The sequence below is a fragment of the Flavobacterium sp. H122 genome (genome assembly GCF_004959765.1).
In the GTDB taxonomy this organism is placed as follows: Bacteria; Bacteroidota; Bacteroidia; order Flavobacteriales; family Flavobacteriaceae; genus Flavobacterium.
The window spans coordinates 218,490-244,747 of record NZ_SJZD01000001.1 but is presented as its reverse complement, the minus strand read 5'-3'; the positions used below and the strand labels follow the sequence as shown (position 1 = coordinate 244,747).

The window sequence follows — 26,258 nt, the reverse complement described above, 5'->3', positions numbered from 1 at the left end:
ACAATCGAACAATCTGATTAACTATGCTTTATTCTCCAGGTCTTTCATTACATCCACTAAAACCTGAACACTTTCCAGTGGCAAAGCATTATACATAGAAGCACGGTAACCGCCTACAGAACGATGTCCTTTTAAGCCGGAAATACCTGCTTCATTCCATAATTGGTCAAAAATAGCAGTATGGTTCTCATCATTTAAGACAAAAGTTACATTCATATTGCTTCGGTCTTCTGTTTTTGCAGTTCCTTTGAATAAAGGATTTCTGTCTATTTCATTGTAAAGTAATTCGGCTTTAGCATTGTTTATTTTTTCTATAGCAGGAATACCTCCTAGATTTTTTAACCATTGTAAGGTTAGGAGTGAAGCATAAATAGGAAATACAGGGGGTGTATTATACATACTCTCTTTAGCAATATGCAATTGATAGTCCAGCATTGAAGGAATATTGCGGCCTGTTTTGCCTAAAATTTCTTCTTTGACAACAACCAAAGTTGAACCAGCCGGCCCCATGTTTTTTTGTGCTCCTGCATAGATCAAATCAAATTTTGAGAAATCTAAAGTTCTTGAAAAAATATCAGAACTCATATCACAAACCATTACCGTATTAACCTCTGGGAATGATTTCATTTGAGTACCAAAAATGGTATTGTTACTTGTACAGTGGAAATAATCTAGATTAGATGGGATTTCGTAATTTTTAGGAATATAGTTGTAGTTATCCTCTTTTGAAGACGCCAAAACAATAGTTTCACCAAAATGCTTCGCTTCTTTTATGGCACCGCTTGCCCAAGTTCCCGTGTCTAAATATCCTGCTTTCCCATTAACTTTCATTAAATTATAGGGAACCATTAAAAACTCTAAACTTGCCCCACCATGTAAAAACAAAGCCTGATATCCTTTTCCCTGCAGACCTAAAAGTTCTAAAACCAAAGCTCTTGCTTCTTCAATTACTGTGACAAATTCATCGCTTCGATGTGAAATTTCCAAGAGTGATAATCCCATTCCGTTAAAGTCTAACACTGCCTGAGCAGATTTTTCAAATACTTCCTGCGGTAAGATACAAGGACCGGCGCTGTAGTTGTGTTTTTTCATTGGATTAGTTGGTGTTTGTTTAGAATGAAATCGGTTTGAGTTTACTTTAGCTTCCAAATTAAAATTGGGCTCATGTTTATGAACTTCTTTTTCTTTTTGATTTTTTAAAATATCTAAAAATTTTGAAGCCATTATAGATTGTTTAAAAATTGAATAGTATCAACATTGTCAGCATAATCCCAAAGATTTGGTTTTTGTGTTTGACCAAAAGCAATACTGTTTTCAATTAAGTTATTTGAAACTATACATTGAATTAATTCAGAATCCTCTTTTAATTTGTCTTTAACCAAATTCAAATCATCGTAATATTCATAAAATACTGATGAAATAGGAGAGGCGTAGCTTGAATCTTCTTTTAAAGTTAAAAAACCATTGTCTAATAATTTAAACAAACTCATTAAGAAAACAGCTTTGTTATAATCATAATTATTAGCATATTTTTCATAATGAATGATATCACCATAAGGAAAAATGGATTCGAAAAACAGCTTGAAGTCATACTCTTTTGGTACAAAAAGTTTGGATACATTACGACATCCTAAACCATAATATCTAAAAATATCTTCACCAAGACTTTCTAATTCTACTTGTGTTTCATTTCCGTTTAAAACAGCAACAGAATTTCTGTTTTTACGTATTATTGAAGGCTTTTCTCTAAAATAATATTCAAAATAACGTGCCGTATTATTACTTCCTGTGGCAATTACAGCATCAAAATCTTCTAATTTTCCTTCTGAAAAAGTTATTCTTTCGACTAATTTTGGTTCTATACTTATAATATATTTGGCTAAAAAGGGCAATAATTTTTGATCATTTGAAGAAAGTTTGGCCAATACTTTATTACCTGAAATTAAAACCGAAAGGAAATCATGAAAACCAACCAAAGGAATGTTTCCTGCTAAAATCAACCCAATGATTTTAGGCTCTTTTTCATTAAAAGTGTAAGCCGAAAGCCACTTGTTTAAGTTGTCTTCGGTTAAGGCTTCAGCCCATGAATTAATTGAAAAATAGATTTGTTCAGGGGTAAACCAGCCATTATGTGATTGAGATAATTCAATCAAATTAACAAAGCCGTCAAAAAAGATTTCGTTATTTTTAACTTCAGGATTTTTCTTATTTCCTTCAGATGAAAACTGACCTAAGAATTTTCCTAATTCTATAAATGCAATAATTATTTCTTTTTGTGACATCGGTTTCTTGCTTATGTATCGTTTAGATTGTAATTTTGCACAAAAATAAGTTTTTTAGCATTAAGCCGTATGCAATATGCTATAAGCTTTTTATTTTAAAATTATTTTAACAGCTTACAGCTTATAGCTTAAGGCGTAAAGCAATTACACTATGGCAATTATTATAACTGACGAATGTATAAACTGTGGGGCATGCGAACCGGAATGTCCTAACACAGCTATTTATGAAGGTGCTGACGACTGGCGCTGGAAAGATGGAACTAAATTAACGGGCAAAGTTATTTTACCTGATGGTACTGAAGTAGATTCTGATGCTGCTCAAACTCCGATTTCTGATGACATTTATTATATCGTGCCTGGAAAATGTACAGAATGTAAAGGCTTTCACGAAGAGCCTCAATGTGCTGCCGTTTGCCCGGTTGACTGTTGTGTTCCGGATGATAATCATGTAGAAAGTGAAGAAACACTATTAAACAGACAGTCATTTTTACATAATGAATAATACAAAACCCGCTCCAAAAATTATGGAGCGGGTTTTTTAATAAACCAACCAAACCAAATTTACTATTCCTCAACAGTATATTTTTCTATTTCCATTTTATCCGTTTTTGGATTGTAAGTTTCCAAGATGAAATTTCCGTCTGCATCAAAATAGCCATAAGCATGACGGTTTTTACTTACATACAAAAAATTATTATTTGATGTTTTACGGAGCAACCCTGTAAATTTACCTTCACCTTCCAACATTCTGTAACCTTCATTTTCTGTTTGCAATTGAAATTTACGGCCGTTATTCATAAAATAAGCAGATTTTTTTACATCTACAACCCTTGTTTCACCGTTTGAATTAATTGCTGTGGCTTTTGTTACTTCTACAGGATTATTAGCCATAGGAATGTTTTTAGTATTAGGTTTTTCCATTTCAGCTTCAACACCTACTTTTTGTACCTCGCGGGTAACTTCTGATTTTACAAGTTTTTTTTCTCCTTCGGAATCTTTTACAGTTGTAACAGTAGTTTTGACTTCCGTTTGTGTGTTGTTTTTCTGTGCTTGACTATTTACAGCAAAAAAGAATACAAGCATTCCTAACATTGTTTTCATAGCAGTACATTTTTATGATTATTATAAAAACAAATTTAGAACGGCTACAGTGGATATAAGTTACAGGATTTTAGATAAGGTTTACAGAATTTTAAGAAATAAAAAATCCCGATTGGAAAACCGGGATTCAATAGTATTAAGAAAATGAGTTGTTATTCCTGCATGGTATGGAAAACATTCATTACATCATCATCTTCTTCGATCTTTTCCAATAACTTTTCTACATCAGCTACTTGTTCAGGTGTCAGTTCTTTTGTTACTTGAGGGATTCTTTCAAATCCAGAAGATAAAACTTCAATGCCTCTGTTTTCAAGTTCTTTTTGGATAGCACCAAAGCTTTCAAAAGGAGCATACATTACAATTCCGTCTTCATCAGCGAAAATTTCCTCCACACCGAAATCAATCATTTCCAATTCCAGTTCTTCAACATCCTGTCCTTCAGATGGAATTCTGAAATTACAAGTGTGGTCAAACATGAATTCAACAGATCCTTGTGTACCTAATGCACCATTACATTTGTTGAAATAGCTTCTAATATTGGCAACTGTTCTGTTGTTGTTATCTGTGGCGGTTTCAATTAATATAGCAATTCCGTGAGGAGCATATCCTTCAAATAAAACTTCTTTATAGTTGGCAGTATCTTTGTCTGATGCTTTTTTGATGGCACGGTCAACATTGTCTTTCGGCATGTTGGCAGCTTTTGCATTTTGGATAACCGCTCTTAAACGCGAGTTAGTTTCAGGACTTGGACCTCCTTCTTTAACTGCCATTACAATATCTTTCCCAATTTTTGTAAACGTTTTTGCCATTGCTGACCAACGTTTCATTTTACGTGCTTTTCTAAATTCAAACGCTCTTCCCATTTCTAAGAATATATTTTATTAGTATGTTTCTATAAATTAGAATGCAAAAATAAAATTATTAATCTATTATGCCAAAAAAGGAGGATTTTTCAATCCTCCTTTTGATAATTATTTTTTATAAAACGGTAATTTCACCACTTTTGCAGCAATATCCTTGTTTCTGATTCTTATATAAATTTCAGAATCTATTGTTGATAAAGCAGTTGGAACATAGCCCAAACCAATTCCTTTATTCATTGAAGGCGATTGAGTTCCCGAAGTTACGATACCGATTACATTTCCATCTGCATCAACTATTTCATAGTCGTGGCGAGGAATTCCTCTTTCATTTAATTCGAAAGCAACCAATTTACGGGTAACACCTTCTTCTTTTTGTTTTTTCAGATTTGTAGAATTTGTAAATTCTTTATCGAATTTAGTAATCCATCCCAATCCTGCTTCCAATGGAGAAGTTGTGTCGTTAATATCGTTACCGTATAGGCAGAATCCCATTTCAAGACGTAAAGTATCACGGGCAGCCAATCCAATAGGTTTAATACCGAAAGCCGCACCTGCTTCAAATACTTTATTCCAGATAGTTTCTGCATCTTCATTTTTGAAATAAATTTCAAATCCTCCAGAACCTGTATAGCCTGTTGCCGAAACAATTACATCGCTTTTACCTGCAAATTCACCAATTTGGAACGAATAATAAGGCATGTTCGCTAAATCAATTGATGTAAGAGACTGCATTGCTTCAGCTGCTTTTGGTCCCTGAATAGCTAATAATGAATAAGCGTCAGAAAGATTTTCCATTTCAACACCTAAATCATTGTGTGAGGAAATCCAGTTCCAGTCTTTTTCAATATTAGAAGCGTTAACTACCAGCATATAGTGGTTGTCTTCAATTTTATAAATGATTAAATCGTCAACAATTCCACCTTCATTATTTGGCAAGCAAGAATATTGAGCTTTACCGTTTACTAATTTTGAAGCATCATTTGAAGTTACTTTTTGGATTAAAGCCAAAGCATTTTCGCCTTTTAGCATGAATTCACCCATGTGGGAAACATCAAAAACACCCACACCATTTCTTACCGTTTCGTGCTCAATGTTTACTCCTTCATATTGTACAGGCATATTATATCCTGCAAACGGAACCATTTTTGCTCCCAAACTTTCATGAACGTGTGTTAATGCTGTATTTTTCATCTGTTTATTGTGTTAATTTCGGTCGCTAAATTACTCTATTTTTTTTAAATTATTAAAGAATTCGAGCAACATAAATTGTTCTTTTTGTTATATTTTATTTCAGTAAAAAATGTTTTACATCCTCATAATTATTACAGATTTTCATAATTTTCTCTTTTTCTGATAATGGATTTGTTATTTCAGGAAATTCAATGTCCGAATTTAATGTTTCATTTATTATTTCCAGGAATTTAACCGGATGGGCAGTTTCCAGAAAGACACCCATGCTTCCCGGATGCTTTTCAAGTTCTTTTTTCAGTCCGAGATAGGCAACAGCACCGTGTGGATCCATCAGATAATTTTTGATTTTGTATACTTCGGTCAATACCTTTTTTGTTTCTTCATCTGTAAAACTGTATGCAGTAAAATCGTTTGAAAATGCTTTCAGATCATTATTGTATAATTCCCTGATTCGTATGAAATTACTGGGGTCACTTACATCCATAGCATTTGAAATAGTAGCTATTGTTGCTGATGGTTCATAAATTCCATTTTTAAGAAATCTTGGGACTGTATTGTTTGCATTTGTAGAAGCTACAAAGTGTGAAACAGGTAATCCCAGCCTTTTTGCAAGTACGCCTGCACAGATGTTCCCGAAATTGCCGCTTGGACAGGAAACTATGAGTGGCTTTTTATATTTTTTTAATTCTTTATAGGCAAATAAAAAATAGAACATTTGTGGCAGCCATCGTGCGATATTGATAGAATTGGCGGAAGTCAGATTTTTATGTTTTAAATCAATGTCGGTAAATGCTTTTTTAACAATTGCCTGACAATCATCAAAACTTCCGTTTATGGCAATTGTCTTAATGTTATGTCCCAAAGTAGTTAATTGTCTTTCCTGAAAATCACTCACTTTTCCCATTGGATAAAGAATGACAACGTCAATATTCTCACTGCCCAGAAAACCATTTGCTACTGCTCCGCCAGTATCACCGGAAGTTGCAACCAAAACTGTACTTTTCTTTTGTTGATTGTGATTGAAATAATTGAGGCACCCTGACATAAAACGGGCTCCCACATCCTTAAAAGCCATGGTTGGCCCATGAAATAATTCAAGGGAAAATACATTGTTTTCTATTGCAGCAACGGGAAGATCAAATGATAAAGTTTCTTTTATAATTTGTTTTAAATCTGTTTCAGGTATTTCAGGCGTAATGAACTGTTCAATAGCTTTAAAAGCTATTTCTTCATTGCTAAGGCCTTCAATTTTATCAAAAAAAGAAGAGGGAAGAGCAGTTATGTTCTCAGGGAAATAGAGCCCTGAATCAGGAGCTAACCCCTGAATGACAGCATTTTCAAAAGAAACTTTATGTTGTTTGTTATTCAGACTGTAATATTTCATTTTAAATATATTTAATTAATTAAACGTATTCCGTCAGGGTTAATTTTGGAAATATGAATCTCGAAAGGGATGTCGGTTTTTGAAAATACTTTTTCAATTGCAAATGATACATTTTGAGCATTTTCAATTCCTTTGTTTAAAGTAAAAATTGACGGTCCCGATCCTGAAATACCAACACCCAGCGAGCCGCTTTCCATTGCTTTTGTCTTGACCTCTTTAAAGTTAGGGATAAATACACTCCGCAAGGGTTCAACAATTTCATCATGCAACGAACGGCTGATCAAATCATAATCATGTGTGTATAATCCTGAAATAAAACCGCCAAGGTTCCCCCATTGACTGATGGCACTTTTTAGGGAAACTTCGGGTTTGAGTACGGCACGCATTTCAGAAGTTTTTAACTCAATTTGTGGGTGGACAACTGTTGCGTATAAATCCGGAGGACTTTCAATTCTTATGATATCCAGAGGATTGTAGCCTCTTATAAGCGTAAAACCACCTAAAAGGGCAGGAGCCACATTGTCGGCATGTTCGCTTCCGCTTGCCAAGGCTTCTCCTTTCATGGCAAAATAAACCAATTCCTTTCTGGTAAAAGGCTTACCTAATAATTCATTTAATCCAAAAACAGCTCCGGCTGCACTTGCTGCCGAACTGCCAATACCGCTTCCGGGTTTTATTTTTTTATGTATTTCGATATCAAAACCAAAGTCAATGTCTAATTCGTCCAGTAAAGCCTGTGCGGCAACACCTGCCACGTTTTTTTTAATATCCAAAGGTAAATCTTCACCTGTAATTTTGGTTATCCTTATACCTTTCGCAGCCGATTTGTGAATGATAATCTCATCACCAATGGAATCCAGACATAAACCCAAAACATCGAAACCACATGAAAGATTGGCAACAGTTGCCGGGCAAAATACTTTTACACTTTTCATAATTCTAACCTTAAATATTACCAATTCTTATCACGTCAGCAAAAATTCCCGAAGCGGTAACATCTGCACCGGCACCGGCTCCTTTTATTAATAAAGGCTGTTCCACATATCGGTTTGTGTAGAACATCACAATATTGTCTTTTCCTTCCAAATGATAAAATGGATGCTCTTTTTCAATTTGCTGCAGTCCCACCGAAGCTTTTCCGTTTTCAAAACTGGCTACATATTTGAGTCGGCTGTTTTTTTGCAAGGCTTCTTTATAAATGTTTTTAAAGTATGAATTGTTATTTTTAAGAGCTTCAAAAAGAGCTTCAACTGATTCTGCTTTTAGTGCTTCATCCGGAAGAAAAGATTTGTTGTCAATTTCTTCAATTTCCATTGGGTAACCACTTTCTCTTATGAGAATTAAAATTTTCCGCATGACATCTATGCCGCTTAAATCAATTTTGGGATCGGGCTCAGTATAACCTTCAATTTTTGCCTGTTTCACAACATCATGAAAAGCATTTTCGTCATTGAAATTATTAAAAATAAAATTTAAACTGCCTGATAATACTGCTTGTATTTTATTAATTTTATCGCCGGAGGCAATCAGATTTTTAAGTGTGTCGATTATAGGAAGTCCGGCTCCTACATTAGTTTCAAACAAAAAAGGCACACTGTATTTGGCTGAAAGTCTTTTCAGGTTGCTGTAATTTTCCAAATTGGAAGAACACGCAATTTTATTGCAGGTTACAACAGCAACATTTTGTTTTAAAAATCGGTCGTATATCGCAGCGATATTTTCATTGGCAGTATTGTCAACAAAAACACTGTTTCTTAAATTCAATTCTTCAATTTTGGAAATAAACTGAGAAACACAAGACTTTTCTCCTTCTTCCAAGACATTTTTCCAGTTTTCCAATTGAATTCCGTTTTCATCAAAATGCATTTTTTTCGAATTAGCCAATGCGATTACGCGGATATTGATTCTCAGTTGCTCTTTGAGATATTCTTTTTGCAGATGGATTTGTTCAATGAACTTCGCGCCTACATTACCCACACCGCAAATAAAAAGGTTTAATTGTTTTATATTGTCTTCAAAAAACTTTTCATGAAGACAGTTCAAGCCTTTTTTTATGTCTTTTTTAGCAATAACAACCGAAATATTCCTTTCTGATGCACCCTGGGCAATGGCTCTGATGTTTACGTTGTTTTTTCCTAATGTGCTGAACATTTTACCGCTTAATCCCTGATGGTTTTTCATGTTTTCACCCACAAGCGCAATAATCGATATTTCTTTTTCAACACAAACCGGACGAATCAATAATTGTTTAATTTCATATTGAAACTCATTATCTATGGCGCGTTTTGCTTTTTGCGCTTCATTTTCTGAAATTCCCAGACAGATGCTGTGTTCAGAAGAGGCTTGAGTGATGAATATTACATTAATTTTTTCCCGGGAGAGAGCACTGAACACCCTTTTTGAGACCCCTGAATTGCCTACAAGACCAGAACCTTCTAGTGTTAGTAATGCGATGCTGTCTATATGGCTGATTCCTTTTACCGGGTTTTGATTAGGTACAATAGTATTTGAAATATAAGTTCCATCGGCATCAGGCTCAAAAGTGTTTTTTATAAGAACCGGAATGTTTTTATTCATAACCGGCTGTATTGTTGGTGCATATAAGACTTTTGCCCCGAAATGGGATAATTCCATAGCTTCTTTATAGGAAATTTGGATAATTGGCTTTGCCTGTCTGACTATTTTTGGATGTGCGGTAAACATGCCGCTGACATCTGTCCATATTTCCAATTGTGATACCTGTAAAGCAGCCGCGATAACTGATGCTGTATAATCTGAGCCGCCACGTCCAAGAGTTGTTGTATATCCATCGGCTGATTGTGCGATAAATCCCGGAAGTACAGTTATATCCGATTGGTTTCTATCAAAATAGTATTGAATAAGATAATCTGTTACTTCAAAATTAATATTTGCATTGCCATAATTTGAATCGGTTTGTATTAATTCCCGACTGTCTTTATAGCTTATTTTGACATTATTTTGTTTCAGATAGCCAAAGATTATTTTTGAAGACAAAAGTTCTCCATAGGAAAGAATTGTATCCTTTGATTTAGGTGACAGTTCACCCAATAGAAAGCACCCTTCCAGAAGATTATTCAGATGATTGAAAGAGTTTTTTATGTAAAGAAGTATTTCTTCTGAATTATTTTCAGGAACAAGATTTCGGAATGTTTCCATGTGTCGGTTTTTCAAACCGGCTAAAAAGTCAACATATTTTTTGTCTTTGGATTTAGCCAAACGGATGATTTCTAACAAGCTATCAGTAACTCCTCCCAATGCAGAAACTACAACAACTACTTTTTGGTTCTGATTGTTTATTACAGAAACCGCTTTTTTTATATTATGATGGTCGGCAACAGAAGTACCGCCGAATTTTAAAACTTTCATGAGATTGTTTTTAAGTAAATATCCCGCAATTAGTAGGATGCAGGCTATCTTATGTTAGAATAAATATTGAAACAAGGGTATGCGGTACCTCGTGTAAAATATACACGTACGCAAACGGATTATATGATAAAATTATACCCCGGAAGGGGTAGTAGTTGTTGTAGTCGTAGTGATTGATGTCAACGCACGGAAAGCCTGTAAATCATTTGGATTTACTTTTAAAGAAGGTACTATTTGGCTTTCTTTTTTCATTTACTTAAGTCAAAGTAAAGGATTCTTTAAAAAAGAAACAAGGAATTATAGTGATTTTTTTGATTTAAAATTATTAAAGTCTGCATTTGTTTAAAAATCTAAATGCCTAATTCCTTGAATTTTGCAACCAATTTCGGGTCAGATGGAGGAGGAGCATCGGTTAGAATTAAGTTGCCTTCCGGACTAATCAATACATATTTTTGAACTTTGTCATGAACAAAATCTTTTACAAAATCAGATTTGTCCTGTTTGTCAGCAAAAAGATGGATACCTTTATATTTTCTTGTTTGAATAACTCTTTTCCAGTCATTTTTTTCAGCAAGTGCATCAATAGAAATATTTACAAATTGTATGTTTTTATATTGCTCAGATAATTTATTACTATTTTCAATTTCTGAAAGACAATTTGAACACCAGCTGGTCCAGATTGTAACAAAGCTGTATTTTCCTTTTAAATCATCAGATGATAGCGTTTTTTCATTGATATCTTTAAATTTAAAAGGGGCTATCGAATTTCCAATTTTTGTTATTTTATTTTTTTGATACAGTTTTGTTGCTTTATTTATTATGAATTGGTTGGAGGTACTGTTTATAATTTTTTTGAATACATTGTCTATTTCCGGATTATCAGAATTTATATCAGTCATTGCCTGTTCCAGCATATAATCTTTTATATAGACACTTTTTATATTATCAAAAATTACAAGATAATATTTTCCTGTATACCTGTCCTGTTCCGTATTAATTTGTTTGATTTTTGCTTTAAGGGCATTATTTAAAAGCGATTTGTAATTTGTTGAGAATAAAAAATCTTCTTCTGATTCTGAATTTAATATAGAATCTGTAACTTGAATTTTTTCTAAATCAATAAAATTGCTTGTTTTGATTGAAGTATATACTTTGCTTATTCTTTGAAATGATAAACCGCTGAAATGAATATTTTTATTTTCTAATCTCACAAATGATGAATCCAAACCTTTTTTTGAATTTAAAAGGATTGTGAGTTCATTTTGTAAAGAATTATTTTTTTTGTTCGAAATTGAATCATGTCTGTTTTCAGTCAAAAAACTTTTGTAGTCAAAAAAATCATGCATTATTTTTTTCTTTTGATGCCAGTAACTGTTTTCCTCAGCTCCAATTCCTTCGAATAATATGCTTTCGTTGAATTTTGATAAATCTGCTTTTATGACTAAATCTGTTTTCTTATTTAAGTATACTTGTGTGTAATTGTTTTTAATATTGATATGATAGGAGCCTTCATAGGGCAATTCAAATTTAATATTAAAACAACCGTTTTTGTCAATTTCTATTTTCTTGGAAAAAGAAGACCCATTTATATAAAACTGATTTTCAGTGCAATTTGAAAAAATTCCCTTCAAATTTATAGTATTACTATAGAAAGGAACAGTTAATAATAATAGGATATAATAAAATTTTATCATTTTTTAGTTTGTTAGCTTGCTATCAAATTTAAAAAAACTATTTATATCAAATAAATATTTTGTTTTAAATGCTTTTTTGCTGAATTTTGATGCTTCAAAAAAAAGACCTAAATGGACACTACTCATTATATCAGTTCTGATGTTTTTTCATTAGAATTACTTCAAGAAATTATTTCGCAAAATCAAAAATTGGATTTATCCGAAGAAGCCAGAGTTAATATTGAAAAATGCCGTACGTATTTAGACAGTAAAATGGCTTCGCAAACAGAGCCTATCTACGGTATCAATACAGGGTTTGGTTCGCTTTGCAATGTGAAAATTTCTAATGAAAATCTTTCTAAGCTTCAGGAAAATTTAATGAAATCCCATGCTTGCGGTACCGGGGATGAAGTTCCTCAGGAAGTAGTGAAAATTATGTTGCTGTTAAAAATTAAATCATTAAGCTATGGTCACTCCGGTGTACAGCTGCAAACAGTTGAGCGATTGATTGATTTTTATAATAATGATGTTTTACCGGTTGTATATACGCAAGGATCTTTAGGAGCTTCGGGTGATTTAGCACCTTTGGCACATCTTTGTTTACCGTTAATTGGTGAAGGTGAAGTATATGTTGACGGTTTCCGTCAGCCGGCATCAAAAGTACTTAAAAAAATGAATTGGTCTCCTGTACAATTGCAGTCTAAAGAAGGATTGGCGTTGTTGAACGGAACACAGTTTATGAGTGCTTATGGTTGCTATACCTTGTTGAAAGCAATGAAGTATTCTTATTTGGCTGATGTAATTGCGGCAATTTCATTGGAAGGTTTTGATGGAAGAATTGAGCCGTTTAATGAATTGATTCATATGGTTCGTCCTCATAAAGGACAAATAGTAACGGCACAGCGTTTTCAGGAATTACTGGAAGGAAGTCAAATCATTGAGCAACCTAAAAAACATGTTCAGGATCCGTATTCATTCCGTTGTATTCCACAGGTACATGGAGCATCAAAGGATACGATTGATTATGTGAAGAAAGTATTTAAAACCGAAATTAATTCGGTAACGGATAACCCGAATATTTTTGCTGAAGACGATATAATTATCTCAGGAGGGAATTTCCACGGACAGCCATTAGCTTTAACTTTAGATTTCTTAGGATTGGCTTTGGCTGAATTAGGAAATATTTCCGAAAGAAGAACGTATCAGTTAATCTCAGGTTTACGTGATTTGCCTGCTTTCTTGGTGAGTGATCCAGGTTTGAATTCAGGCTTCATGATACCGCAATATACAGCTGCAAGTATTGTGAGTCAAAACAAACAATTGGCAACACCGGCAAGTATTGATAGTATTGTATCCAGTAACGGACAGGAGGATCATGTTTCTATGGGAGCGAATGCTGCTACAAAATGCTTGAAGATAATGGAGAACTTAGAACGTATATTGGCTATTGAGTTAATGAATGCTTCGCAAGCAATTGAATTCAGACGTCCGCTGCAATCAAGTGAATTCCTGGAAAGTTTCTTAACTTTATACAGAGAAGTGGTGCCGTTAGTTAAAGAAGACCGAATTCTGCATTACGACATCGAAAAATCAATAGCTTTCTTAAATACCTTCATTGTTGAGGAGTTAGAATAATTCTATAAGTTTTTTATTTTGAAAAGTATTTTTTCGTTATTGTTCCTTATACTATTTAATTTTGGTTTTGGACAAAAAAAGAATAGTATCATAAGTAATGCTATTGATACTCTTTTGATTAATGAGTCAATAAAACCTTTTAACGGAGCTGTTTTAATTACAAAAGGTGAAAGAAAAATCTATGAAAACTTTATTGGGTTTTCAGATTTTGAAAGTAAAATAATATTGACTCAAAATGATAGTTTTGTCGTAGGTTCTGTCAGTAAGCAGTTTACTGCTGCACTTGTACTTATTGAGTATGATAAGGGAAATCTGGATTTATCTGTTCCAATAAAAAAATATTTGCCGGAAATAAAGCAAAACTGGTCAGATTTAGTTACTGTTCATCATTTGCTTACACATATGCACGGCATCGAGTCTTTGGATAAACCTTTATTGTTTGAGGCCGGTACCCAATATTTGTATTCGCAAATAGGATATGATTTATTGGCAAAGATTTTAGAGAAAATAACCGGAAAAGGATTTTCATCACTTTCACAGGAATTATTTCAAAAATGTGGGATGAAAAACACTTTTCACCCTGATTTTAAGACAAATTCAAATTTAGTTAAGGGATATACTAAAACCGAGACTGAAGGATTAGATTTTGAAACCAATACTTTTCAAAATTATCCTGCCGCAGGTTCTTTTATATCAACTGCTGAAGATTTGCATAAATGGAACAGCATTTTTTTTGAGGGTAAATTGTTTAAAAAGAGAACTTTTAAACTGCTTATCACAAAACATAAAGGAGCAATAAGACAGCATCCTGTTTTTGGATTGACAGAATATGGATACGGAACAACTATTGATACTAAAGATGGTATCACACAATATGGCCAGACTGGATTTACGCCAGGGTTTTTATCAATGAATTTCTATTTTCCCAAGAAAAAGATAAGTGTCATTGTTCTTCAAAATGTGGTTTATGACCTAAATGATTTAAAGAACACATTTTTTTATCATACTGAAGTTTTAAAAATTATCAGAAAAAATTATGATAGAATTTAAAATAATAGAAATAAATCCTAAAAAACTCATTGGTAAATCGTTATCAATGAGTTTTTTGAATAATACTACAGGAGAATTGTGGGGGAGTTTTGCCCCACATATTAAAGAAATAAAGAATAGAGTAGGGGATGATAAAATTTCATTACAATTTTATTCAGATGATTTCATGACAAATCCTGCAATTTCTTTCATAAAATGGGCAACGGTTGAAGTAAGTGATTTTGAAAATATTCCAAATGACTTGGACACCTTAGAAATCGAAGGAGGTTTGTATGCTGTTTTTCATTACAAAGGAAATGTTCCTGGAGCACCGGCATTTTTTGGAAAAATATACAGTGAATGTATTCCAGATTCTGAATATCAATTGGACAATTCCCGGCCACATTTTGAAATGCTTCCTAGTGGCAAATATGACCCAATGGATAAAAATTCTGAAGAAGAAATTTTTATACCTGTCAGATTAAAAAAATAAATCAGTTTCCTTTTAAACGCCGGCGGATTATTTAATTTTTTTTGCGTTTGGGTTTCATTACGCGACGTAATATTCTGACCCATAAACTCCATTGACTGCTTTTGTTTTGATTTGTAACATAATTTTCAACTTTATCAAAAGCATCTTCAATAAAAGCATCATGCAGCCATCGAATAGCCAAAGCCCATTTTAAAGTTGCCCAACCTGAAGTTGTCATTGAAATGGTATGCTTGAGTAGGGTTTCACTTTCCTGTAATTCAATAAATTCAAATTTATGGAAACCATCAAAACCTGTTAAGTCAAATTGAAATGTTACAGAATTGTCAATCCTGTAATTGGTTACATGATATTTTATTGGTCCATGACCGCCTTTTGATCCTACCTGAAGTCCTTTATCAAATCTCATTGGAGGCCATTTGTTTGTTGCCAGAATCAAATCGTTATCACTTGCCAGTGTTTTTAGTAATGGGGCAACTTCATTTTTTGGCTTTGCAATTTTTCGTTCATGAATATTTATGACTTTCATTTATTTTTCTGTAAAAAAGTTTATTTCTTTGTTGTTTTAATTCCTTGAAAATGATTTTGTTAAGCCTAAAAATATAACTACTGTTAAATAATTTCAATGACAACTATAAAATTTGCCTGTCTATTCTGTAAACACTTAAAAAATGATTGAATAAATGTACACCGATAAATACTAATATAATTATTCCGGAAAATAAGTGGATTCCTGAGAGTTTCATATAGTTTAATTACAAAAATAAAACTGCCAGAATTCCTAACACAGCAGGTACTGTCTGTACATATAAAATTCTTTTTGAAGCAGTTGCAGCACCGTAAATTCCAGCCACAGCCACACAGCCTAAAAAGAATAATGCTACATTTTTAGACCATTCTATATCACAAATTAATAAGGACCAAATCAGTCCAGCAGCTAGGAATCCATTATATAGTCCTTGATTAGCAGCTAGCACTTTTGTGGGTATAAATAAATCTTTAGGGATTGTTTTAAATACTTTTGGTGCTCTTGTTGTCCATGCAAACATTTCTAACCAAACAATGTAAATGTGGATAAATGTTACAAAACCGATAATAATTTTTGCTAGTATACTCATAATTAGTTTCTTTCTTCAAATGGTGTTATGATTCCTTTTTCTAAATAATCTTTCAGTTGATGCAGTAAATTCGCCCAGCAGTAACTGGCAACCCTAAACTCTTTACTGATTTCTGTCCAGCCTTTATGATAAAATTGTACTGAAGTTACATTGTTTTTTTCTTCCTTTAAAATAAAACCAAAACTTGTAGGCATCCATTCTTCCATGGCTTTTGTCATTTTGAATTCTATTTCTTCGTTGTGAATTAGTCTTACAATTTCTGCAAACCAATTGTATTCATCAGCGAAATATAAATTGTAAACTGCGCCCAATTCACATTTTCCACTGCAGCGTTTAGTCCACCAATCGTTCAAGCCATAAGGAGTTGATACGGCATCGAAAATTTTTTCAGCAGAAGTATTTATAGTTAAATCATGGTAGATGGTATGCATAGTTTATTGCTCTTCAGTTAGTATTTTTTCGATTCGTTTGTCTGGAATTAACCAGATTAAAGCTACTAAAATATAAATTATTCCTGATATTAATTCATGATAATAAGTAGATAGTATTGCAATTATGTATAGTATGGCTGATACTTTTCCTTTTAAATCTTTGCCAACAGCACGCGCTAAAATGGATTCTTCACCATGTTTTTTTATGATTTGATTTTGAAGAATAAAATAGGCAAGGGCACACATTAATAACACAAAGCCATAGGTAAGCATTGGAAAAGGAGCAAAGTGATGTTCACCTATCCAGGCTGTAGCAAAAGGAATCAGTGACAACCAAAAAAGTAAATGCAGGTTTGCCCAAAGTATTTCTCCGGTAACTTTTTTTACGGTGTGCATCATATGATGGTGGTTATTCCAGTAAATGCCCACATATATAAAGCTTAACAGATAACTGATGAAAACTGGAAACAGTTTTACAAGCGACTTAAAGTCGGTACCATCAGGAGTCTGTAATTCCAAGACCATGATTGTTATGATGATAGCTAAAACACCATCGCTGAAGGCTTCAAGCCGGTTTTTATTCATACGATTTAATTTGGAAAACGGTCACCTACTAAATTAAGTTGGATATTATATTCTAAAAAGGCTTTTAAACCCGCTAAAACTAAAGTAAAACCTTCGGTAGAATCTCTTACCTGACTTATAATCTGATTTGTATCTCCTTTAAAACCTTCGTTTTTGATGCTTACAAAAGTGCTATCGGCAGTAATTTCTTTAAAATTCCATGTAACTGTCGAAAGGTTTTCATAATTTCCCCATTTAATTACGATTTGTTTGTTTTGCTCTATTTTTTTAACCGTAACAGTTACAGTATGATTGTACATTTCCCATGTCCAATCCACATTTGTGCCTTCAATTAATTCTGCAGAACCTTTTGTAAACCAAAATTTGGATGTTATTTGAGGGTTAATAAAAGCTTCAAAAACTTCGTTTACAGGTTTACGGATAAGCATTTCTGCTAAAGCAAAATTATTTTCCATATCAGTTTAATGATTTGTGAGTTCTACGCTTGTGTTTGGTTTGTCTTAAATTTTCATTTCCGCTAATGATACTTATGTTGCCATCTATTTCAAACATAGCAAGTTTTACATCATTGAAGTGTTCAACACCATGCTCTCTTAAGGCCTGTTCCATTTCTTCAGAGGTGATTCCTAAACGGGCCAGCGTTTTATAATCAGTTTTTCCGTTGTGAATCAAAATCTCGGGTTTGTCAGCTATTAATTTCCTGACAAAAAGAGATTTGGTCATCAGTCTTTTAAAAATTAAATTTATTAGAAACAATGCTAAAGCGGCAATTAGTCCACCTTCTAAGGAATAATTATCTCCTACCATTGCATTTTGAACAGAATTACTAATCAATAAGATTAAAATAATGTCGGCGGTATTAAGCTGCGAAAGTTCCTTTTTTCCAAAAATCCGAAGTGCTGTTATCATAAAAAGATATACACAAACACTCCGGATTACTATGTCTAAGAAAGGATTCATTCTTTTATTTTGAAATTCTTTTCTATTGCTTTAATCATTTCGCCGGCAATGTCTTTATGTGTGGCACCTTCAATTCCTTCTAAACCTGGTGAGGAGTTTACCTCAAGTAATAATGGCCCTTTTGAGGAACGGATAATATCTACGCCGGCTACTTTTAAATCCATTGCTTTTGCTGCTTTAACGGCAATTTTCTTTTCTTCTGCAGTTACTCTTATCACACTGGCAGTTCCTCCCATGTGAATGTTGGCTCTAAATTCACCCGGAGCGGCTTCACGCTGCATTGCGGCTACAACTTTACCGTCAACCACAAACAACCGTAAATCTTTACCGTTTGCTTCTTTGATAAATTCCTGAACTAAAATATTGGCATTTAAACTTTTAAAAGCGTTGATTACTGATTCTGCAGCTTTTTTGGTTTCGGCTAATACAACTCCTTTTCCTTGTGTTCCTTCCAGTAATTTAATAATGAGAGGTGAACCGCCTACCATTTTAATCAAATCGTTGGTATCCAATGGTGAATTGGCAAATCCTGTAGTAGGAATGTCGACTCCGTTTTGCAATAATAATTGCAATGAGAATAACTTATCTCTTGACTGGGTAATTGCTGCCGCCGAGTTTAGTGTAAACACTTTCATTGCTTCAAACTGACGGATCAAAGTACAGCCGTAATATGTTATGCTTGGACGAATCCGCGGAATCACAGCATCAAAATTATCTAATACCCTGCCACCGCGGTAATGCATTTCAGGTGCGGTAGCATCAAGCTTAATGTAACATTCTTTAATGTTGAGAAATTCCATTTCATGACCTCTCATTTCACCCGCTTCGATAATGCGTTTGTTACTGTATAAGTTTGGATTACTGGCAAGTACAGCAATTCTAAGTTTAGATTTGGATTCTTTATTTACGTGGTAATAGCTTTTGATTTCGTCAAATGAAGGCTGGCCAAGTAAATATTTTTCTTCAGGGTCAACAATCATTTTTCCTATCATGGCCTCACGACCTAAAAGCATTCTGAAACCCATAGAATCTCTATTGGCTAGTGTGATTTCAATAGAAAAGGTATTGTCGCCAATACATAAATCGGTTTTTATCACAAAACGCTGTTCGCGGTAACCGCTTGAACTTTTTACAATCCGCTTGTCTGTTAATCTGGCTTCACAGTGACGGACTAATTTTGTGTTGTTTTGTAACGGGTTGACGTCAAATTTTACCCAATCTTCACCATTTCTTGAAAATTGAACAATATTTGTGGCATGTATAGCTGAAGTTTTAGCACCAGAATCTACTCTGGCTTTGATAAAAGGTATATCTAAATCAGGGAATGAACACCATTCCTCGCTTCCAATAACAGTTTTTCTTGCAGACATAATCAACTTAGTGGTTTGGAGAACTAAGTTACATTTTATTTTGAAAAAAAAAGCCTACTAACTAGTAGGCTTTTCAGATTTTTTAACTTTTATTTTAAGCTCTTGTGAATCATTGTCTAAATCCATTTCAATGACGTCACCCTCATGGATTTTTGAAGTAATGATTTCTTCGGCAAGGGCGTCTTCCACATATTTTTGAATAGCACGTTTTAGAGGTCTTGCACCAAACTGTCTGTCAAAACCTTTTTCAGCTATAAAAGCTTTGGCTTCATCTGTTAATTCTAAAGAATAACCAAGTTCTTTTATACGGCCATATAATTTTTGCAATTCAATATCAATGATTTTATCAATATCTTCTTTTTCAAGAGAATTGAACACAATCACATCATCAATACGGTTTAAGAATTCCGGAGCAAATGTTTTCTTTAAAGCATTTTCTATAACGCCTTTAGAATGTTCATCAGCCTGTGCCTGTTTTGCAGCGGTACCAAAACCAACACCTTGCCCGAAATCTTTCAATTGACGGGCTCCCACATTGGAAGTCATGATGATAATGGTATTTCTGAAATCTATTTTACGGCCTAAGCTGTCAGTTAAATAACCGTCATCCAACACCTGAAGCATCATATTGAATACATCGGGGTGTGCTTTTTCAATTTCATCAAGAAGTACAACACAATATGGTTTACGGCGTACTTTTTCCGTCAACTGACCGCCTTCTTCATAACCTACATATCCCGGAGGCGCTCCAACCAATCTTGAAATGGCGAATTTCTCCATGTATTCACTCATGTCAATACGAACCAAGGCTTCTTCAGAATCAAACAGTTCTTTAGCCAGAACTTTAGCCAATTGTGTTTTACCAACACCTGTTGATCCTAAGAAAATAAAAGAACCAATGGGTTTGTTAGGGTCTTTTAAACCAGCTCTGTTACGTTGAATGGCACGGGCAATTTTATGTACGGCATCTGCCTGTCCAATAACCTTTTTATCAAGTATTTCCGGTAAGTGAGCTAATTTATTACTTTCAGTTTGTGCAATACGGTTTACAGGAATTCCAGTCATCATAGAAACGACATCAGCAACATTGTCTTCTGTTACCTGGATTCGGTTGTTTTTAGAATCTTCTTCCCATTGTTCCTGCGCAATAGCCAATTCTTTTTCAATGCGTTTTTCGTCATCGCGAAGCTTTGCGGCTTCTTCATATTTTTGACGTTTTACAACTGTATTTTTAAGTTCACGTACTTCTTCCAACTGACGCTCTAAATCTAAAATTTGCTTAGGAACATCAATGTTAGTGATATGAACACGTGATCCCGCTTCGTCCATCGCATCAATAGCCTTGTCCGGTAAAAAACGCTCAGACATGTATCTTTCAGTTAGTTTTACACAAGCTTCAATTGCTTCAGAAGTGTAAATTACATTGTGATGGTCTTCGTATTTACCTTTTACGTTGTTCAAAATAGTAATGGTTTCCTCGATTGATGTAGGATCAACAATTACTTTTTGGAAGCGACGCTCAAGCGCACCATCTTTTTCAATGTATTGACGGTATTCGTCCAATGTAGTGGCACCAATACATTGAATTTCTCCACGTGCCAATGCAGGTTTAAACATATTTGAAGCATCTAACGAACCAGTAGCACCACCAGCACCAACAATAGTATGGATCTCATCTATGAAAAGTATAATGTCATCATTTTTTTCCAGTTCGTTCATTACGGCTTTCATACGCTCTTCAAACTGACCACGGTATTTTGTGCCAGCTACTAAAGAAGCTAAATCAAGTGTTACTACTCGTTTGCCGTATAGAATTCGGGAAACTTTTTTCTGGATGATACGAAGTGCTAATCCTTCTGCAATAGCAGATTTACCTACACCAGGTTCACCAATCAGTAATGGATTGTTTTTCTTTCTACGGCTTAAAATTTGAGACACACGCTCAATTTCTTTTTCACGGCCTACCACAGGATCCAGTTTTCCTTCTTCGGCCATTTCGGTTAAGTCACGTCCAAAATTATCTAAAACAGGGGTTTTGGATTTTTTGTTTGATTTGTTGGCAGGATTAGACAAACTACCTTGTCCAAAACTGTCATCTTGTCCTGAATCGTCTCCTCCATAAGAAGATTCGTTTTTAGGAAAGTTGTCTTGAAAGTCTTCTTCGTTTGGCATCATAGTTAAATATTGTTCTTTAGCTGTATCGTAATCAATTTTCAGCTTGTTTAATAATTTAGTTGTCGGGTCATTTTCATTACGTAAGATACATAATAGCAAATGAGCGGTGTTGATTGTAGAGCTTTGAAATACTTTTGCTTCAAGGAAAGTTGTTTTTAAAGCTCTTTCTGCCTGACGGGTCAGATGTAAATTCTTTTTATCATTCCCTGTAACAGGGCTGGGATTTGCAGGGCTTAGTATTTCAACTTTTCGGCGTAAATGTTCTAAATCGACAGATAAATTGTTTAGTATGTTAATGGCAGAACCGCTGCCGTCTCTTAAAATACCAAGCATAAGATGTTCTGTCCCAATGAAATCGTGACCTAAACGCAATGCTTCCTCTTTACTGAAAGTAATTACATCTCTAACTCTTGGTGAAAAATTATCATCCATATTGTTGTAATTAGTAATTGTAAATTTAATGATTTATGAATGTAAATGCAAAAATCATTCCTCACACTATGACTGTCATGCTAAGTGACAAAATAAATTTTAAAGCACCAAATCAAATTTAACGGTATTTATTAACCAAAAGCCCTCTTTTTTTTGTTAATAAATTATTGAAATATGAATAGTGAAGTACTGGTAAAAAAAGCAGAAATGCGTATATTAGCGCGTTTACAATTAAAAATAAATAAATAACATAAATACTTATGTCTGAAGGAGAAAAGTTAATTCCAATTAACATTGAAGACGAAATGAAATCAGCCTACATCGATTATTCGATGTCGGTTATTGTATCGCGTGCATTACCTGATGTAAGAGATGGTTTAAAGCCAGTACACCGCAGAGTATTGTTTGGAATGCATGAGTTAGGTGTATTTTCAAATAGAGCACATAAAAAATCTGCAAGGATAGTAGGGGAAGTTTTGGGTAAGTATCACCCGCACGGAGATTCATCAGTTTACGATGCTATGGTTCGTATGGCACAGGACTGGAGTTTACGTTACTTAATGGTTGACGGTCAGGGTAACTTTGGTTCGATAGATGGTGACAGCCCTGCTGCAATGCGTTATACTGAAGCAAGAATGAAAAAATTCTCGGAAGAGATGCTTGCTGATATTGAAAAAGAAACTGTAGATTTCCAATTAAACTTTGACGATACTTTAGAAGAGCCTAAGGTAATGCCTACAAAAGTGCCAAATTTACTTGTAAACGGAGCTTCAGGTATTGCAGTAGGTATGGCAACCAATATGGCGCCACATAACTTAACAGAGGTTGTTGAAGGTACTTTAGCTTATATTGACAACAATGATATTGAAATTGACGAATTAACTAATTTCATTAAAGCACCTGATTTTCCTACAGGAGGTGTTATCTATGGAATGGATGGGGTTCGTGAGGCATTTAAAACCGGTCGTGGACGTGTGGTAATGCGTGCAAAAGTCGGTTTTGAAGAAGTTGATGGCCGTGAAGCGATTATTGTTACCGAAATTCCTTATCAGGTTAACAAAGCAGAAATGATTAAGAAAACTGCTGATATGGTTAACGATAAGAAAATTGAAGGTATTTCAACTATCCGTGATGAATCTGACCGTAACGGTATGCGTATCGTTTATATCTTAAAACGTGATGCGGTTCCTAATGTAGTTTTAAACACCTTATATAAATACACGCAATTACAATCTTCATTTAGCGTAAATAATATTGCTCTTGTAAACGGAAGACCGCAATTATTGAATCTAAAAGATTTAATACACTATTTCGTAGAGCACCGTCACGATGTAGTTACTCGTCGTGCACAATATGATTTACGTAAAGCTGAAGAAAGAGCACATATTTTAGAAGGTTTGATCATTGCTTCAGATAATATTGATGAAGTTATTGCGTTAATCAGATCGTCAAAAGATGGTGATGAAGCAAGAGCTAAATTGATTGAGCGTTTCAATTTATCAGAAATTCAGGCCCGTGCAATCGTTGAGATGCGTTTACGTCAGTTGACAGGTCTTGAGCAAGATAAATTGCGTGCGGAATATGAAGAAATCATGAAGTTAATAGCTGAATTAAAAGCATTATTAGCCAGCAAAGAACTTCGTATGGAATTAATCAAACAAGAATTAACTGAAATTAAAGATAAATACGGAGATGACCGTCGTTCTACAATTGAGTATTCAGGAGGAGATGTAAGTATTGAAGATTTGATTGCTGATGAGCAAGTTGTGATTACAATTTCTCATGCAGGTTATATCAAACGTACACCACTTACTGAATATAAGACTCAAAATAGAGGAGGAGTAGGACAAAAATCAGCCGGTACCCGTGACTCTGATTTCTTAGAACATATGTATGTGGCAACAAATCATCAGTATATGTTGTTCTTTACACAAAAAGGAAAATGCTTCTGGATGCGCGTGTACGAAATTCCGGAAGGAAGTAAAACGGCTAAAGGACGTGCTATCCAAAACTTGATCAATATCGAACAGGATGATAAAGTAAAAGCGTTTATCTGTACACAAGATTTAAAAGATCAGGAATATATCAATGGTCATTATGTAATTATGGTGACTAAAGAAGGACAAGTGAAAAAGACTTCTTTAGAATCATATTCCCGTCCAAGAGCTAATGGTGTAGCTGCCATCACAATTAAAGACGGAGATGAATTATTAGAAGCCAAATTGACTACTGGAAATAGTCAAGTATTAGTTGCTTCTAAATCAGGTAAATTAGTTCGTTTTGAAGAAGAAAAAACGAGACCTATGGGTAGAACTGCTTCAGGGGTCAGAGGTATTACTTTAACTGATGAGAAAGATGAAGTTATAGGAATGGTGTCTATTGATAGAGATCATGTGAACGATTCTCAAATTTTGGTAGTTACTGAAAATGGTTATGGTAAACGTACTAAACTTGTTGATGATGACGGAGAAGATGTGTACAGAATTACCAATCGTGGAGGTAAAGGTGTAAAAACTTTAAACATCACTGAAAAAACTGGCTCACTTATTGCTATCAACAATGTGACTGATGAAGATGACTTAATGATTATCAATAAATCCGGATTAACCATCAGGATGAGAGTATCTGATTTACGTGTTATGGGACGCGCAACGCAGGGAGTCCGTTTGATTAATATCAAAGGAAAAGATTCAATTGCTGCCGTTTGTAAAGTAATGCGGGAAGAGGATGAAACTGATGAGAATACAGAAGATTTGAATGATTCAATCGACAACGAATCAACATTGGATACAGAAACACAGGAATAATTTAAATTTAGAGAAATGAAAATTAAAAATTTAGCAATTGCAACTTCTTTATTGTTATCTGTTGCAGTTTTTGCTCAAAAAGATGAAGTTAAAGCAGCAGAAAAAGCTTTGAAATCAGGAAATGCTGCTGAAGCGAAAGCATCGCTTGAAAAAGCGGAAAGTATGATCGCTAATGCAGAAGATGCAATAAAAGCACAATATTATTTTGTTTTAGGAAATGCAAATTTAGAATTGGCTAAAAAGAACCAGGAAGAAAGTAAAAACTTACTGGGAGCTGCAAAAGCATACAATCAGTTGATTGATGTTGAAAAAAAATCAGGTAAGTCTAAATTTACTTCACAGGCACAAACAAACCTGATTGAGGTAAAAAGACTATTGACAAACAGTGCTGTTGCTGACAGTAATGCTAAAAAATTCAAAGAGAGTGCACAAAAATTATACGAAGTGTACGGTCTTGATAAAAAAGATACAATTATGTTGTATTATGCAGCTTCAACAGCAGTAAATGATAAAGATTATGATACTGCCTTAGGATATTACAAACAATTAAAGGAGTTGAATTATTCAGGTAAAGGTGTAAATTATTTGGCAAAAAATAAATCAAACGGACAGGAAGAAACTTTTGCAACTGCAAAAGACAGAGATTTTTCGATTAAATTAGGAACTCATGAAGCACCAAGAGTGGAACAGATCCCTTCAAAACGTGGAGAGATTGCTAAAAACATTTCTTTGATTTTAATTGAAAAAGGAGATGTGCCTGCTGCTAAAAAAGCGGTAGCTGATGCTAGAAAAGCAAATCCTGATGATACTTCATTGATAATGTCTGAAGCTGACTTGTATTTAAAAACTAATGATTACGAAATGTATAAGAAATTAGTTTCTGAAGTATTGGCAAAAGATCCTAATAATGCGGATTTATTCTACAATTTAGGTGTTGTATCAGGACAGTCTAAAGACAAACAGGCTAAAATTGACGCTGAAGGATATTATTTAAAAGCTATTCAAATTGATCCAAAATACAAAAATGCTTACTTAAATTTAGCAGTTTTAAAACTTGACGGTGAAAAAGAAATTGTTGATGCGATGAATAAATTAGGTACTTCAGCAGCTGATATGAAAAAATATGATGCTTTAAAAGTTAAAAGAGAGAATTTGTATAAATCTGCGATTCCTCATTTAGAAAAAGCGTATGAATTATTTGGAACGGATAAAGATATTAAGTCTACACTTCTAAATATGTACAATGCTCTTGATATGACTGAAAAATATAAAGCTTTAAAAGCAAAAAATTAATCTTTAATGATTTATTAAATTGAAATGGGGTCTTTATCATAAGACCCCTTTT

At 34.0% G+C, this 26,258-nt stretch carries 23 protein-coding genes; 6 read left to right on the top strand and 17 right to left on the bottom strand.

Annotated features, from left to right (window positions below):
• Positions 1-21 precede the first annotated feature (21 nt).
• Positions 22-1,092 (bottom strand): 3-phosphoserine/phosphohydroxythreonine transaminase, encoded by a 1,071-nt coding sequence (gene serC / locus EZM65_RS01215; protein ID WP_136667147.1) that lies wholly within the window; start codon positions 1,090-1,092, stop codon positions 22-24.
• 131 nt (positions 1,093-1,223) lie between these two features.
• Positions 1,224-2,282, bottom strand: a complete 1,059-nt coding sequence (locus EZM65_RS01210) for an acyl-CoA reductase (RefSeq protein WP_136666696.1) — start codon at positions 2,280-2,282, stop codon at positions 1,224-1,226.
• Between the two features lie 151 nt (positions 2,283-2,433).
• Between EZM65_RS01210 and EZM65_RS01205 the strand changes: the two genes are divergently transcribed.
• A complete protein-coding gene (locus tag EZM65_RS01205) occupies positions 2,434-2,784 on the top strand; it encodes a 4Fe-4S dicluster domain-containing protein (RefSeq protein ID WP_136666695.1) in 351 nt (116 codons plus the stop codon).
• Positions 2,785-2,846: 62 nt separating this feature from the next.
• Here EZM65_RS01205 and EZM65_RS01200 read toward each other — a convergent pair whose 3' ends face one another.
• The 7 genes from EZM65_RS01200 to EZM65_RS01170 all read right to left on the bottom strand — a co-directional run bounded on the left by EZM65_RS01200 (position 2,847) and on the right by EZM65_RS01170 (position 11,902).
• The gene (locus tag EZM65_RS01200) at positions 2,847-3,383 is read right to left on the bottom strand and encodes a hypothetical protein (RefSeq protein WP_136666694.1); all 537 of its coding nucleotides are present in this window, start codon (positions 3,381-3,383) and stop codon (positions 2,847-2,849) included.
• Positions 3,384-3,535: 152 nt separating this feature from the next.
• Positions 3,536-4,246, bottom strand: a complete 711-nt coding sequence (locus EZM65_RS01195) for a YebC/PmpR family DNA-binding transcriptional regulator (RefSeq protein ID WP_136666693.1) — start codon at positions 4,244-4,246, stop codon at positions 3,536-3,538.
• 108 nt (positions 4,247-4,354) lie between these two features.
• On the bottom strand, positions 4,355-5,437 hold the full coding sequence (gcvT, locus tag EZM65_RS01190) for a glycine cleavage system aminomethyltransferase GcvT (RefSeq protein ID WP_136666692.1): 1,083 nt from the start codon (positions 5,435-5,437) through the stop codon (positions 4,355-4,357).
• 94 nt (positions 5,438-5,531) lie between these two features.
• On the bottom strand, positions 5,532-6,821 hold the full coding sequence (gene thrC, locus EZM65_RS01185; RefSeq protein WP_136666691.1) for a threonine synthase: 1,290 nt from the start codon (positions 6,819-6,821) through the stop codon (positions 5,532-5,534).
• Positions 6,822-6,832: 11 nt separating this feature from the next.
• Positions 6,833-7,756, bottom strand: a complete 924-nt coding sequence (locus EZM65_RS01180; protein ID WP_136666690.1) for a homoserine kinase — start codon at positions 7,754-7,756, stop codon at positions 6,833-6,835.
• Between the two features lie 10 nt (positions 7,757-7,766).
• Positions 7,767-10,208, bottom strand: coding sequence for a bifunctional aspartate kinase/homoserine dehydrogenase I (gene thrA, locus EZM65_RS01175; protein WP_136666689.1), 2,442 nt, complete (start codon positions 10,206-10,208; stop codon positions 7,767-7,769).
• 350 nt (positions 10,209-10,558) lie between these two features.
• Positions 10,559-11,902: a TlpA disulfide reductase family protein gene (locus EZM65_RS01170; protein WP_136666688.1), complete on the bottom strand. Its 1,344-nt coding sequence runs from the start codon at positions 11,900-11,902 to the stop codon at positions 10,559-10,561.
• A 111-nt stretch (positions 11,903-12,013) separates the two neighbouring features.
• Between EZM65_RS01170 and hutH the strand changes: the two genes are divergently transcribed.
• From hutH to EZM65_RS01155, 3 genes are read left to right on the top strand one after another with little or no spacing between them, the layout of a single operon-like run.
• The gene (gene hutH / locus EZM65_RS01165; RefSeq protein ID WP_136666687.1) at positions 12,014-13,516 is read left to right on the top strand and encodes a histidine ammonia-lyase; all 1,503 of its coding nucleotides are present in this window, start codon (positions 12,014-12,016) and stop codon (positions 13,514-13,516) included.
• An 18-nt stretch (positions 13,517-13,534) separates the two neighbouring features.
• Positions 13,535-14,566, top strand: a complete 1,032-nt coding sequence (locus EZM65_RS01160; protein ID WP_248574800.1) for a serine hydrolase — start codon at positions 13,535-13,537, stop codon at positions 14,564-14,566.
• Positions 14,553-15,038 (top strand): GyrI-like domain-containing protein, encoded by a 486-nt coding sequence (locus EZM65_RS01155; protein ID WP_136666685.1) that lies wholly within the window; start codon positions 14,553-14,555, stop codon positions 15,036-15,038. The genes EZM65_RS01160 and EZM65_RS01155 overlap by 14 nt, the downstream gene beginning before the upstream one ends.
• A 31-nt stretch (positions 15,039-15,069) precedes the next feature.
• On the opposite strand, the gene EZM65_RS01150 is transcribed toward EZM65_RS01155, so the two are convergent.
• The 8 genes from EZM65_RS01150 to EZM65_RS01115 form a co-directional block, all read right to left on the bottom strand.
• Positions 15,070-15,564, bottom strand: coding sequence for a hypothetical protein (locus EZM65_RS01150; RefSeq protein WP_136666684.1), 495 nt, complete (start codon positions 15,562-15,564; stop codon positions 15,070-15,072).
• Between the two features lie 226 nt (positions 15,565-15,790).
• Complete coding sequence (locus EZM65_RS01145; RefSeq protein WP_136666683.1) at positions 15,791-16,153, bottom strand: DUF1304 domain-containing protein; 363 nt, start codon at positions 16,151-16,153, stop codon at positions 15,791-15,793.
• Between the two features lie 2 nt (positions 16,154-16,155).
• Positions 16,156-16,584: an SRPBCC domain-containing protein gene (locus tag EZM65_RS01140; protein WP_136666682.1), complete on the bottom strand. Its 429-nt coding sequence runs from the start codon at positions 16,582-16,584 to the stop codon at positions 16,156-16,158.
• 3 nt (positions 16,585-16,587) lie between these two features.
• Positions 16,588-17,169, bottom strand: coding sequence for a TMEM175 family protein (locus EZM65_RS01135; RefSeq protein WP_136666681.1), 582 nt, complete (start codon positions 17,167-17,169; stop codon positions 16,588-16,590).
• A gap of 5 nt (positions 17,170-17,174) precedes the next feature.
• Complete coding sequence (locus tag EZM65_RS01130) at positions 17,175-17,624, bottom strand: SRPBCC family protein (protein WP_136666680.1); 450 nt, start codon at positions 17,622-17,624, stop codon at positions 17,175-17,177.
• 1 nt (position 17,625) lies between these two features.
• Complete coding sequence (locus EZM65_RS01125) at positions 17,626-18,129, bottom strand: DUF421 domain-containing protein (protein ID WP_136666679.1); 504 nt, start codon at positions 18,127-18,129, stop codon at positions 17,626-17,628.
• Positions 18,126-19,499, bottom strand: a complete 1,374-nt coding sequence (rimK, locus tag EZM65_RS01120) for a 30S ribosomal protein S6--L-glutamate ligase (RefSeq protein WP_136666678.1) — start codon at positions 19,497-19,499, stop codon at positions 18,126-18,128. Before rimK ends, EZM65_RS01125 begins: the two co-directional genes overlap by 4 nt.
• Positions 19,500-19,556: 57 nt before the next feature.
• On the bottom strand, positions 19,557-22,106 hold the full coding sequence (locus tag EZM65_RS01115; RefSeq protein WP_136666677.1) for an ATP-dependent Clp protease ATP-binding subunit: 2,550 nt from the start codon (positions 22,104-22,106) through the stop codon (positions 19,557-19,559).
• Positions 22,107-22,366: 260 nt separating this feature from the next.
• Here EZM65_RS01115 and gyrA point away from each other — a divergent pair, with 260 nt between their 5' ends.
• Both gyrA and EZM65_RS01105 read left to right on the top strand, forming a co-directional pair.
• Positions 22,367-24,913, top strand: coding sequence for a DNA gyrase subunit A (gyrA, locus tag EZM65_RS01110; protein WP_136666676.1), 2,547 nt, complete (start codon positions 22,367-22,369; stop codon positions 24,911-24,913).
• A 15-nt stretch (positions 24,914-24,928) separates the two neighbouring features.
• On the top strand, positions 24,929-26,206 hold the full coding sequence (locus EZM65_RS01105) for a hypothetical protein (RefSeq protein WP_136666675.1): 1,278 nt from the start codon (positions 24,929-24,931) through the stop codon (positions 26,204-26,206).
• Positions 26,207-26,258 lie beyond the last annotated feature (52 nt).

What these genes read in the sequence shown, in the direction of transcription:
- EZM65_RS01135 (WP_136666681.1), bottom strand. Translation starts at nt 17,169, where the DNA reads ATGAATAAAAACCGGCTTGAAGCCTTCAGCGATGGTGTTTTAGCTATC.
- EZM65_RS01205 (WP_136666695.1), top strand. Translation starts at nt 2,434, where the DNA reads ATGGCAATTATTATAACTGACGAATGTATAAACTGTGGGGCATGCGAA.
- EZM65_RS01210 (WP_136666696.1), bottom strand. Translation starts at nt 2,282, where the DNA reads ATGTCACAAAAAGAAATAATTATTGCATTTATAGAATTAGGAAAATTC.
- thrA (WP_136666689.1), bottom strand. Translation starts at nt 10,208, where the DNA reads ATGAAAGTTTTAAAATTCGGCGGTACTTCTGTTGCCGACCATCATAAT.
- EZM65_RS01170 (WP_136666688.1), bottom strand. Translation starts at nt 11,902, where the DNA reads ATGATAAAATTTTATTATATCCTATTATTATTAACTGTTCCTTTCTAT.
- EZM65_RS01115 (WP_136666677.1), bottom strand. Translation starts at nt 22,106, where the DNA reads ATGGATGATAATTTTTCACCAAGAGTTAGAGATGTAATTACTTTCAGT.
- serC (WP_136667147.1), bottom strand. Translation starts at nt 1,092, where the DNA reads ATGAAAAAACACAACTACAGCGCCGGTCCTTGTATCTTACCGCAGGAA.
- EZM65_RS01150 (WP_136666684.1), bottom strand. Translation starts at nt 15,564, where the DNA reads ATGAAAGTCATAAATATTCATGAACGAAAAATTGCAAAGCCAAAAAAT.
- rimK (WP_136666678.1), bottom strand. Translation starts at nt 19,499, where the DNA reads ATGTCTGCAAGAAAAACTGTTATTGGAAGCGAGGAATGGTGTTCATTC.
- thrC (WP_136666691.1), bottom strand. Translation starts at nt 6,821, where the DNA reads ATGAAATATTACAGTCTGAATAACAAACAACATAAAGTTTCTTTTGAA.
- EZM65_RS01155 (WP_136666685.1), top strand. Translation starts at nt 14,553, where the DNA reads ATGATAGAATTTAAAATAATAGAAATAAATCCTAAAAAACTCATTGGT.
- EZM65_RS01195 (WP_136666693.1), bottom strand. Translation starts at nt 4,246, where the DNA reads ATGGGAAGAGCGTTTGAATTTAGAAAAGCACGTAAAATGAAACGTTGG.
- gcvT (WP_136666692.1), bottom strand. Translation starts at nt 5,437, where the DNA reads ATGAAAAATACAGCATTAACACACGTTCATGAAAGTTTGGGAGCAAAA.
- EZM65_RS01140 (WP_136666682.1), bottom strand. Translation starts at nt 16,584, where the DNA reads ATGCATACCATCTACCATGATTTAACTATAAATACTTCTGCTGAAAAA.
- EZM65_RS01125 (WP_136666679.1), bottom strand. Translation starts at nt 18,129, where the DNA reads ATGAATCCTTTCTTAGACATAGTAATCCGGAGTGTTTGTGTATATCTT.
- EZM65_RS01105 (WP_136666675.1), top strand. Translation starts at nt 24,929, where the DNA reads ATGAAAATTAAAAATTTAGCAATTGCAACTTCTTTATTGTTATCTGTT.
- EZM65_RS01145 (WP_136666683.1), bottom strand. Translation starts at nt 16,153, where the DNA reads ATGAGTATACTAGCAAAAATTATTATCGGTTTTGTAACATTTATCCAC.
- hutH (WP_136666687.1), top strand. Translation starts at nt 12,014, where the DNA reads ATGGACACTACTCATTATATCAGTTCTGATGTTTTTTCATTAGAATTA.
- EZM65_RS01130 (WP_136666680.1), bottom strand. Translation starts at nt 17,624, where the DNA reads ATGGAAAATAATTTTGCTTTAGCAGAAATGCTTATCCGTAAACCTGTA.
- gyrA (WP_136666676.1), top strand. Translation starts at nt 22,367, where the DNA reads ATGTCTGAAGGAGAAAAGTTAATTCCAATTAACATTGAAGACGAAATG.
- EZM65_RS01200 (WP_136666694.1), bottom strand. Translation starts at nt 3,383, where the DNA reads ATGAAAACAATGTTAGGAATGCTTGTATTCTTTTTTGCTGTAAATAGT.
- EZM65_RS01180 (WP_136666690.1), bottom strand. Translation starts at nt 7,756, where the DNA reads ATGAAAAGTGTAAAAGTATTTTGCCCGGCAACTGTTGCCAATCTTTCA.